Source organism: Brevibacterium sp. Mu109 (assembly GCF_900169375.1).
Classification (GTDB): Bacteria; Actinomycetota; Actinomycetes; order Actinomycetales; family Brevibacteriaceae; genus Brevibacterium; species Brevibacterium yomogidense_A.
The window spans coordinates 1-1,102 of record NZ_FXZF01000113.1 but is presented as its reverse complement, the minus strand read 5'-3'; the positions used below and the strand labels follow the sequence as shown (position 1 = coordinate 1,102).

General features: G+C 70.9%; 1 pseudogene. It reads right to left on the bottom strand.

The features are described 5' to 3' along the window. Window positions 1-448: 448 nt before the first annotated feature. Window positions 449-1,102, bottom strand: a pseudogene (locus BSP109_RS16740) (hypothetical protein); the annotation flags it as partial.

Genomic DNA, 1,102 nt, shown 5'->3' with positions numbered 1-1,102 from the left:
AGTGCCCACGGCGGTGAGGGGTGGTCTCGGCTGCCGCGGGAGCTGAAGAGCAGACCGGCGGGGGGGGGCCCACCGGGGGCCGGTTCGGGGGATTTTCCAGGGGGGGGGGGGGGGGCGGGCGCGGGGAGGGGGGGGGGGGCGGGGGGGGGGGGGGGGGGGGGGGGGGGGGAAGGGGGGGGGGGGGGGGGGGGGGGGGGGGGGCCGGCTCCCGGGGGGGGGGGGGGGGGCTCGCGCGTGGCGAGGTGGGAGGTGCCGTCGTCGTGACCGAAGAACTCGTGGACTTCGTCGTCGTAGCCGGTCCACTGGCCCGGCAGACGGAACCGCTGCACGTCAGAGGAGTACTTCAGGCGGCCTTCCGCCCGCAGCCCGGGGAGGGCGACGAGGAGGACGACGACGAGGGCGAGGGCGAAGGAGATGGCGAGGCCGACGATGACGACGAGAACTGCATTCATGCCGGGCAGTCACCCCGTGGTTCAGCCGACTCGGCCATGGACGTCCCGCTCCTCATGTTCTCCGACAGTGCTCCTTCGTCCGACAAGTCTATAGTCCCTGCACAGGGCATGAGCGATCCGGGGTCGTGTGGCTGCTGGAGAATTCCCTGGGACTCCCCTGAGCATCTCCGGTTCGGAGCCTCCGACGAGGCATCAGCGCCGTGCATCGCAACACCGTAGAGGGCGGCGGCGATCTCCATCGTCCGCTTCTGGTGGGTGATGACGATGAGCTGGCTCGAGTCCTGCAGCTCCCGGAACACCGTGAGCAGGCGGGAGAGGGTGAGGGCGTCGAGGGCGGGCTCGACCTCGTCCCTGACGTAGAACGGACTCGGCCGGGCCCTGAAGATTGCGGCGAGCATGGCGCCGGAGAGCAGCGACAGCCGCTTGCCCTTCTTCCCCGCGGGCCGGGCGTGGACGTCGACGCCGGTGGTGAGCATGTCGTCGGGGTCGGTAAGGCTCAATCGTCCCTCACCGCCGGGGAAGAGACGGGAGAAGATGTCCTCGAATTCGCGCGCGGTGTCGGCGTAGGCCTCGGCGAAGACGCGTTCGACGTGACGGTCGACCTCCTCGACAAGCTGCATGAGGTCCTTGCGGGAGGATTCGATGTCGGC